7 protein-coding genes are annotated in these 8623 nt (G+C 41.2%); 1 reads left to right on the top strand and 6 read right to left on the bottom strand.

Annotation, left to right across the window (positions count from 1 at the left end):
• Positions 1 to 90: 90 nt before the first annotated feature.
• The 6 genes from NSB03_RS19220 to NSB03_RS19195 all read right to left on the bottom strand — a co-directional run bounded on the left by NSB03_RS19220 (position 91) and on the right by NSB03_RS19195 (position 6294).
• On the bottom strand, positions 91 to 1398 hold the full coding sequence (locus tag NSB03_RS19220; RefSeq protein ID WP_024988667.1) for a phenylacetate--CoA ligase: 1308 nt from the start codon (positions 1396 to 1398) through the stop codon (positions 91 to 93).
• 11 nt (positions 1399 to 1409) lie between these two features.
• Positions 1410 to 1994 carry an indolepyruvate oxidoreductase subunit beta gene (locus NSB03_RS19215; RefSeq protein WP_024988666.1) on the bottom strand — a complete coding sequence of 195 codons (585 nt, stop codon included), beginning with the start codon at positions 1992 to 1994 and terminating at the stop codon, positions 1410 to 1412.
• A gap of 3 nt (positions 1995 to 1997) precedes the next feature.
• Positions 1998 to 3590, bottom strand: a complete 1593-nt coding sequence (locus NSB03_RS19210; RefSeq protein ID WP_024988665.1) for a thiamine pyrophosphate-dependent enzyme — start codon at positions 3588 to 3590, stop codon at positions 1998 to 2000.
• An 83-nt stretch (positions 3591 to 3673) separates the two neighbouring features.
• Entirely contained in the window at positions 3674 to 4711 is a 1038-nt protein-coding gene (gene mltG / locus NSB03_RS19205; RefSeq protein WP_024988664.1) for an endolytic transglycosylase MltG, read from the bottom strand.
• Between the two features lie 92 nt (positions 4712 to 4803).
• A complete protein-coding gene (locus NSB03_RS19200; protein WP_024988663.1) occupies positions 4804 to 5682 on the bottom strand; it encodes a DNA/RNA non-specific endonuclease in 879 nt (292 codons plus the stop codon).
• Positions 5683 to 5712: 30 nt separating this feature from the next.
• Positions 5713 to 6294, bottom strand: a complete 582-nt coding sequence (locus NSB03_RS19195) for an epoxyqueuosine reductase QueH (RefSeq protein WP_024988662.1) — start codon at positions 6292 to 6294, stop codon at positions 5713 to 5715.
• Between the two features lie 208 nt (positions 6295 to 6502).
• Between NSB03_RS19195 and NSB03_RS19190 the strand changes: the two genes are divergently transcribed.
• Positions 6503 to 8545 (top strand): toxin-antitoxin system YwqK family antitoxin, encoded by a 2043-nt coding sequence (locus NSB03_RS19190; protein WP_024988661.1) that lies wholly within the window; start codon positions 6503 to 6505, stop codon positions 8543 to 8545.
• Positions 8546 to 8623: the final 78 nt, after the last annotated feature.

Here is an 8623-nt window from a genome sequence, read left to right as displayed (position 1 = left end):
ATACGAGTCTGTTTCATGCTGTATGAGATAAAAATAGTCCATTTCCTATCATGTCAAAGTTTTACCGGACAGCAATATAATTTTAATAGTTTACTTGTTGTTTCGTAAGTCTTTCACGCGAACGGCTTTTCCTTCACTTTGCGGAAGAGAGCCTTTTTTTACCAGTTTCACTTTTGGCGTAACCAGAATTTCATCTTTCAATTGACGGGTGATGTCCTTGCGGATTTTTTCCAGTTCAATATAGTTGTCAGTGGAGAGTTCGCTCAGTTCTACTTCGACAATCATTTCGTCCTGGTTGTTTACAGTTTCTAGAGTGATTAGGTAGTTGCTGCCTAATTCGGGGAATTGTACCAGGATTTTTTCGACCTGCATTGGGAAAATGTTGACTCCTTTGATAATAAACATATCATCGCTGCGACCTTTAATACGGTCGATGCGGATATGCGTACGTCCGCATGGGCATTTCCCGGGTAGAATGCGGGTTAAATCGCGGGTGCGATAGCGGATTAAGGGCATCATCTCGCGGTCGAGAGTAGTGAGTACCAGTTCTCCGATTTCTCCCTCAGGCATGGGTTCACCAGTTTCGGGATCGATGATTTCTACCAGATAACAGTCTTCCCAAAAATGCATTCCGTTTTGTTCTTGACATTCGAAAGCGACACCGGGACCGTTCATCTCTGTCATACCGAAGCTATTGTATGCTTTTACGCCCAACATTCGTTCTATCTTCCGGCGTTGCTCGTCTGTATGAGGTTCGGCACCGATAACCAATGTTTTCAGTGTTGTTTTTGCCGGATCGAGTCCTTCTTCCTGAAAAACCTCAGCAAGGCGGATGGCGTAGCTGGGGATAGCGTGCAAGGCAGTTGTCTTAAAGTCGTTGATAAACTTGATCTGCCGCTTGCTGTTTCCGGCTGCAGCGGGAACTGTCAGACAACCAAGACGCTCGGCTCCGTATTGAAAACCTAACCCACCTGTAAACATGCCGTATCCTGAGCTGTTTTGAAAAACATCGGTCTTGCGGATGCCTACGGCATACAGACAACGAGCCACCAAGTTGGCCCAAGAATCGAGGTCGTGCTGTGAGTGAACGATCACAGTTGGGTTTCCAGTAGTACCACTGGAAGAGTGGATACGTACACCGTCATTGCTCATATCGCCTGCCACTAGTCCGAAAGGGTAGTGGGCGCGCATATCAGATTTGGTTGTAAAAGGCACTTTGCGGATGTCATCCAATGATTGTATGCTATCTGCGGTAATGCCATGTTTGCTGAAAACTTCTTTGTAGTAAGGAGCGTTTGCAGCTATGTTGATTGTTTTTTTAAGCCGTTGAAGTTGCAATTTATGCAACTTCTCACGACTCATGGTTTCTAATTCTTCTTCCCAGTATTGTGTATTCATGGTAATGCCTGTTATTGCATCAGTTTTTCTGCGATTTCCTTGCCGGCAGCCAATGCTTTAAGATTCATTTCTACAATTGCTTCTCCTTTGCGAAGGAAGATTTCACGAATGCTGTCTTGCACTTTCTCGTAATTGATGCCGAGAAATGGGATGGTTGCTCCCAGTAAAACGATATTAGCGACACGGGCGGAACCTACTTCTTTGGCTACCTTATCTACGTTTAATACAATTTTATGCGGTAATTTATTGATTTCTGCCATCACTTTGTCTGATTCCGGATAATTGGGAATGTTGATAAACGGGGTTTCGTTAGTCACCAACCAGCCATCAGAACTGAGGTAGGGGAGATAGCGCAGTCCTTCCATGGGTTCTAGTGAAATGATTAGGTCACATTTGCCGGAAGGAATCAGGTCGGAAGCAATCGGCTGGTCGCTGATACGAAGATTGGATTGAACGTCTCCACCACGCTGGCTCATTCCGTGTACTTCTGCCTGTTTCATATAAAGTCCTTCTTTTAAGGCTGCTTTGCCGATTACTGTAGCGATGGACAGAATTCCTTGTCCGCCGACTCCTGATAATATAATGTCTTTTTTCATGGCTTACTTACTTCTTTTTTTGCGTGCTAATGTTTGGATACACTCTCTGCGTGGGATAATGACAGATACACCACGATATTCGATTTCTTCGCGAATGATTTGCTTCATCTCTTCGTAGTTTTTCTTTAATGGAACAACTATGCGGATATGGGTGGGATCTACTCCAAGACCTGCGCAGATAGCTTCAATGCGTCCGGTTCCGGCAGAATCCTGTCCACCTGTCATGGCAGTAGTTTCGTTGTCGGAAATTATAATGGTTACATTGGCGTTTTCATTTACGCAGTCGAGTAATCCCGTCATTCCTGAATGGGTGAAAGTAGAGTCGCCGATTACGGCTACAGCCGGATAAAGACCGCCATCTGCCGCACCTTTTGCCATTGTGATAGAAGCTCCCATGTCTACACATGAGTTGATAGCGTTGAATGGAGCGTTTGCGCCAAGCGTGTAACAACCAATATCGCTGAATACTTTATGAGAAGGATACTCTTCTTTAAGAACCTCGGTCAGCGTGATGTACATATCACGGTGTCCGCATCCTTCACAAAGTGCTGGTGGGCGCATTTCTACTATAGAGGGGATACCGAATTCTGCTTTGTTTTCTTTTCCCACTGCACGGGCTACCGAGTCGGGATTTAACTCTCCGTCTTGTGACAATGTGCCGTCTAAACGTCCTTTTACTTTAACGCCAATACCTAAATAACCTTTCAATTGCTTTTCTACGAATGGCTGACCGTCTTCCAGAACGAGGATTTCGTCGCAAGATTCGATTAATTGGTACAGTTGTTTTTGGGGCAATGGATATTGGCCGATTTTAAGTACCGGGTATTCACAACCTTCAGGATAGTTTTCCATCAGGTAGTTGTAGCCGATACCGCAAGCTACGATTCCCAGTTTTTTGTTAGGACCATCTGTGTATGTATTATAAGGTGATTCTTCTGACGCTTTGATGAATTCGTCTTGGCGGGCAAGCAATACTTTGTAGCGTTTGCGGGCGTTTCCCGGCAACAGGATGAACTGGCGCGGATCTTCACTGAAAGATATGCCGTTCTGTGGCTTTTGCTCTTTGCGCTCTACTCCGGAACGGGAGTGGGCAAGGCGGGTGACCATACGCATTAAAATAGGTTCACCTAGTTTTTCAGAAAATTCGAAACCATTATATATCATGTCATACGCCTCTTGTTGGTTGCTGGGCTCGTACATTGGTATTAATGAAAAATCCCCGTAAAAACGGCTGTCTTGCTCATTCTGAGAAGAGTGCATGCTGGGATCGTCTGCTGCTATCACGATTAATCCACCTTTTACGCCGGTGATGGCAGAATTGACGAAACAGTCGGCAGCTACGTTCATACCTACGTGTTTCATACAAACTAATGCCCGTTTGCCTACGAAAGACATCCCCAATGCAGCTTCCATTGCTGTTTTTTCATTGGCACACCAACGGTTGTGTATATTCTGTTCGGTCGTTATAGGAGCCATTTGAATATATTCCGTAATTTCAGTTGAAGGAGTACCGGGATAGGCATAAACACCTGAGAGGCCGGCATCCAGTGCAGCTTGTGCAATGGCTTCATCGCCAAGTAAGAGTTGCTTGCTCATATCTATTTCTTTTATTTAGTGTTGTTCACAGTTTGTTAATCTATCGGGCAAAGATAGGATTTTCAGTCTGTTTTATCACAAATTTACTTGAAAATCTTTCTTTCATTCAGTGCTTTCCAGTATTTTCTTGCATTTGCCATATGGTCGGCATAATTGGACGCAAAATTATGGGTTCCTGAGAAATCTTCTTTGGCGCACATATAAATATAGTTATGTTTTGTGTAGTTCAATACACTGTCTATTCCTTTTTTTGAGGGAATGCGGATAGGACCGGGCGGTAGCCCGGTATTGATATAGGTATTGTAGGGTGAATTAATTTTCAGATGTTCATTGGTGATACGGCGTAAGCCAAAATCTTGCAGGGCAAATTTTACGGTGGGGTCTGCCTGCAAAGGCATATCCTTCTGTAAACGATTGATATATAGTCCGGCTACCATTGGTTTTTCTTCATTGTTGTTGGTTTCTTCTTCAACAATGGAAGCTAGTGTACTAACTTCTTCCGGTGTCATTCCGATGGCGGTGGCTTGTGCGAGACGTTCATTGTTCCAGAAACGTTCGTGTTCCCTCTGCATGCGTTTGAAGAAATCCTCTGCGCTCATATCCCAATACACTTGGTAAGTTTCTGGTATGAAAAGGCTTGGAAGAGTTGTTTCTGTGTATCCCATTCTACTTTGAAAAGAAGGATCAAACAGTTGGCTGGCAATTTCAGCGGAGTCTATCATGAGCTGTTTTCCAACACTTCGTGCCAGGCGGTCTAGTGTCCGGACGCTTCCGATAGTGAGGTTGACCGGTTCTTGGTATCCTCTGGAAAAGCGGCTATATACATGGTAGACATTATCATTCGGGCGAATAGCATAGCGTCCGGTATGAATATTCTGTTTGAAATCTTTATATTTGGCCATCCAGTGAAACCCCGATAATTTGTTTACATGTCCGAACTTCTTTATTTTGTTATATATGGAATCGGTGGTATCGTCTCGGTCTACATAGATGTAAACGGTTTTAGATGGATGGAATTGAGGAGCAAACAGATAATAATAAACGGTTCCTCCGGCGATGGTACAAAGAAGGAATGTTCCAATCAGAATTGATAATAAAATGTTTCTTTTTTTTTTGTTCATCTTTTGAGCTGTTTAAAAAGTTCGTCAAAGATAAAAAGAATTTGGATAGAGACGGTTTCTTTCTGTTTAATTTTAGTTAGGTTGGATATTAGTTAATTGGGCCATTGGAAGTAATTCTCTTCTGCTTCAATTTTGTTTTCTATTTCGTCAGGCAGAGATGCGAAGAAATCCATATTGGTAAGCCGTTCAATGCTGTCTACTGTTACTGCATATGTAGAAAGAGGTTCCAAGGCTTGTCTGTTATTGAACAGGAAGCCGATAGCCCGCATAGGTCTGACGAAAGGAGAGAGGATTACTTTGAAATACTGTTGGGGTACTGCAACTTTATTTTTCCCGATTGTTTTTGGCTGCTTGGTTATAATAGGGCCGCATATAATGATAATAGCGCTGTCTGCTATAGCCCAATCCCGGATTTTCTCTTCCAGATTTTTCCAGCCTCTTCTGTTCAGTTGTGGGTGTTGTGGACACATATTGCTGAAATAGAACGATTCTTTCATGGCTTGCGGACTCCATTTCATATCCGCAGCCGGTGCCATATGCCCTTTGTCATATCCTGAACGTGCATAATCTGCATTAGTTGCAATTATTCCTTTTACTAACGGGTCAGCTATAAAGCGGTTGTTTCTTTTTTCTTTTCCTTTTGTTTCCTCTCGGGTCAATTCATAAGAAACCCAATTGGGAAGTTTCAACTCCTTATTATAGGAAACGGTATATCCGGTGTGGCGGATTATTTGTTCTTGTTGGGGAGTCATCGATATCGGGATTGCCAGTTCTTTGCTGGATAGAACCTGAAGTGATGTATTTGTTTTTGGCTCGTCTTTTTGAGAACTCCTGATTTGTTGGCAATATAAATAGACACCATATATAATAGGGATAAGGGCAATGAGAGCGATTATCCATCCTAATTTATAATTAAAGCGTGATTTCTTCTTGAATAATTTCCTTTTTTTACCTTTTTTACTCCGATTCATTGATTTGCTGGTGATAATGGTATGCTTGATTTATTCTTCTTTTCTCATACTGAATTCGCAACCACAATATCGCTGGTTGTAGAAATTGTATTCTTTAATGATGGCAATGCGGCGTTCACTAAGTCCACCTTTACGCCAATTCTGTTCCCAGTATATGACATCGGGATAGTTTGCCATGGCATATTGTCCGGCTTCATTTATCTGTTCCAAACTTTTCCAGCGACTGGAAGCAAGTGTGGTTGTAATGACGGAAAATCCATGTTCGTGTGCATAGCGGGCAGTCTCCAGTAGACGGACTTTGAAACAGCGCAGACAACGTCCGCCTCTTTCTGGTTCCTGCTCCATTCCTGTCATTTGGTATCGCCAGGCTTCATGGTTGTAATCGGCATCTATGATTTCCAGTCCTAAAGATTGTGCATAGCGTGTACATTCATCCTTTCTTATGTTATACTCTTCCAGTGGATAGATGTTAGGATTGCAATAATAAATCACAGGTGTAATATTATGTTGCATCAGACATTCGATGATAGCTGACGAACAGGGAGCGCAACAGGTATGAAGTAAAATCTTGCCGGCTCCTTTCGGAACTTCGAGTTGGAATTTTTTTTTCATGCCGTAAAGTTAGTATTTATTTGCCATACCAGTCAATAGATTATCATTTATTCAGAATAGATTTTATAAAAATAGGGAGAAACTGATATGGACTATTTTGTCTTTTATAAAATCTCTTTTGCGGGATAATTTTGCTAAATGAATCAGAACTAATGAATTAATTTCATTTTTTTTGTAATTTTGCCACTCAACTAAATAACGGAACATGATGGATGAATTACATAATGGGCAGCAGGAACAATATGCTGAGTCCGGTAAGAAAAAGAATATTCAGAAAATAGTAAAGAGAATTTTAGTTGCGGCAGGATTAGCTTTGGTGGTATATGTTGTATATTCCATCGTTTATCTGTTTATCTCGCCTGATCGCAATATCCAGCAGATTTATTTGGTCCCCGAAGATGCCGCATTTATTATTCAGTCATCAGCTCCGATTGAAGACTGGGAAAAATTTAGTGGAAGCGAGACATGGCAATGTCTGAAGAAAGCGAAATCTTTTGAGGAAGTGACAGCGAGTGTCGAAAAACTTGATTCAGTAGTTAAAAGTAACAAAGTGTTATTGTCTCTTGTCGGAGAGCGGGATATGCTTATTTCACTTCATAAGACTCGTGCCACCAATTGGGATTTCCTGCTTATCCTGGATATGCAGAAAGCATCGAAGATGGATGTATTGAAAGATCAGGTTGAAACGGTATTAGTGATGAGTGGTTTTACGGTTACTAACCGAATGCATAATGGCGTCAATATACTTGAAATGCGTGATCCTGATACGCGTGATATTTTCTACATTGCTTTTGTGGACAATCATTTAGTGGGATCTTATACATCTACGCTTGTTGAATCTGCTATTAACTCACGCAACAGACCTAAAATCGGGCTGAATCAGTCTTTTATTGAAACAGAAAAGTTAGTTTCGGGTAAAGGACTTGTCAGAGTCTTTATCAATTATGCGCGCGTTCCTCAGTTCATGTCTATTTATTTAGGGGCAAGAAATGAATATATTGATCTCTTCAGCAACTCTATGAATTTTGCCGGTCTTTATTTGAATGCGAATGAAGACAGAATAGAAGTGAAAGGTTATACTTTGCGGAAAGATTCTGCCGATCCTTATGTTGTTGCTTTGTTGAATTCGGGGAAACATAAGATGAAAGCGCATGAAATTCTTTCCGGACGTACCGCTCTTTATACGAATATAGGTTTCAATAATCCGGCGACTTTTGTGAAGGAGTTGGAAAATGCACTTTCTATACATGATAAACAGTTGTATGACTCTTATCAGAGTTCCAGAAAAAAGATTGAAGGATTATTCGGCATCTTTTTAGAGGATAACTTTCTGAGTTGGATGTCAGGTGAATTTGCCATTACGCAATCCGAACCGGGATTGTTGGGGCGTGAGCCTGAACTTATTCTGGCTGTCAAGGCTAAAAGTATAAAAGATGCCCGCAAGAATATGGAATTTATAGAGAAGAAAATAAAGCGGCGTACACCGATTAAGGTGAAGACGGTAAATTATAAGGATTTTGAGATCAATTATGTTGAGATGAAGGGCTTCTTCCGCCTGTTTTTCGGAAAATTATTTGATAAATTCGAGAAACCATATTACACTTATGTAGATGATTATGTGGTTTTTAGTAATAAAGCTTCTTCTTTACTTTCATTTGTAGAGGATTACGAGCAGAAGAATTTACTAAAAAATAATCAAGGATTTAAGGATGCATTTTCATATTTGAAGTCTAGTTCTACTATTTTCTTATATACAGACGTACATAAGTTCTATTCTCAGTTAAAGCCGATGATGAATGTTAGTACATGGAATGAAATACAATCTAATAAAGATGTTTTGTTTTCATTTCCTTGTTGGACTATGCAGGTGATAGGGGATAGTCGGTCGGCTTCTTTGCAATATGTTATGGACTATACACCTTATGAACCTAAGGATGCGGTTGTTTCAGTTGCTATTGATGAAGATGATGAAGAAATGGATGAAGATGCCGAAACAGAAAAAGAGCAGATGAGTGAACTGAAACGTTTCTATGTCGAAAAGTTTGAAGGAAATGTTCTGCGGGAATTTTATCCTGAAGGAGCATTAAAGAGCGAGTCGGAAGTAAAGGAGGGGAAACGACATGGACGTCATCGTGAATATTATGAAGATGGTACTTTGAAACTTCGCGGAAAATATGCTAATAATAAACCTAAAGGTACGTGGAAATACTATACTGATGAGGGGAAATTTGACCATAAAGAGAAGTTTTAGATTTAGAGCCTGTTTAAATTCTCTTCAGTCATAATCTTATAGCTGATATTTTAACTTACCCCGGCTCTTCTTGTCGCG

The sequence above is a fragment of the Bacteroides acidifaciens genome, from assembly GCF_024623065.1.
GTDB classification, from domain to species: Bacteria; Bacteroidota; Bacteroidia; order Bacteroidales; family Bacteroidaceae; genus Bacteroides; species Bacteroides acidifaciens.
The sequence above is the reverse complement of the archived record's forward strand: the minus strand, read 5'-3'. Positions and strand labels throughout refer to the sequence as shown.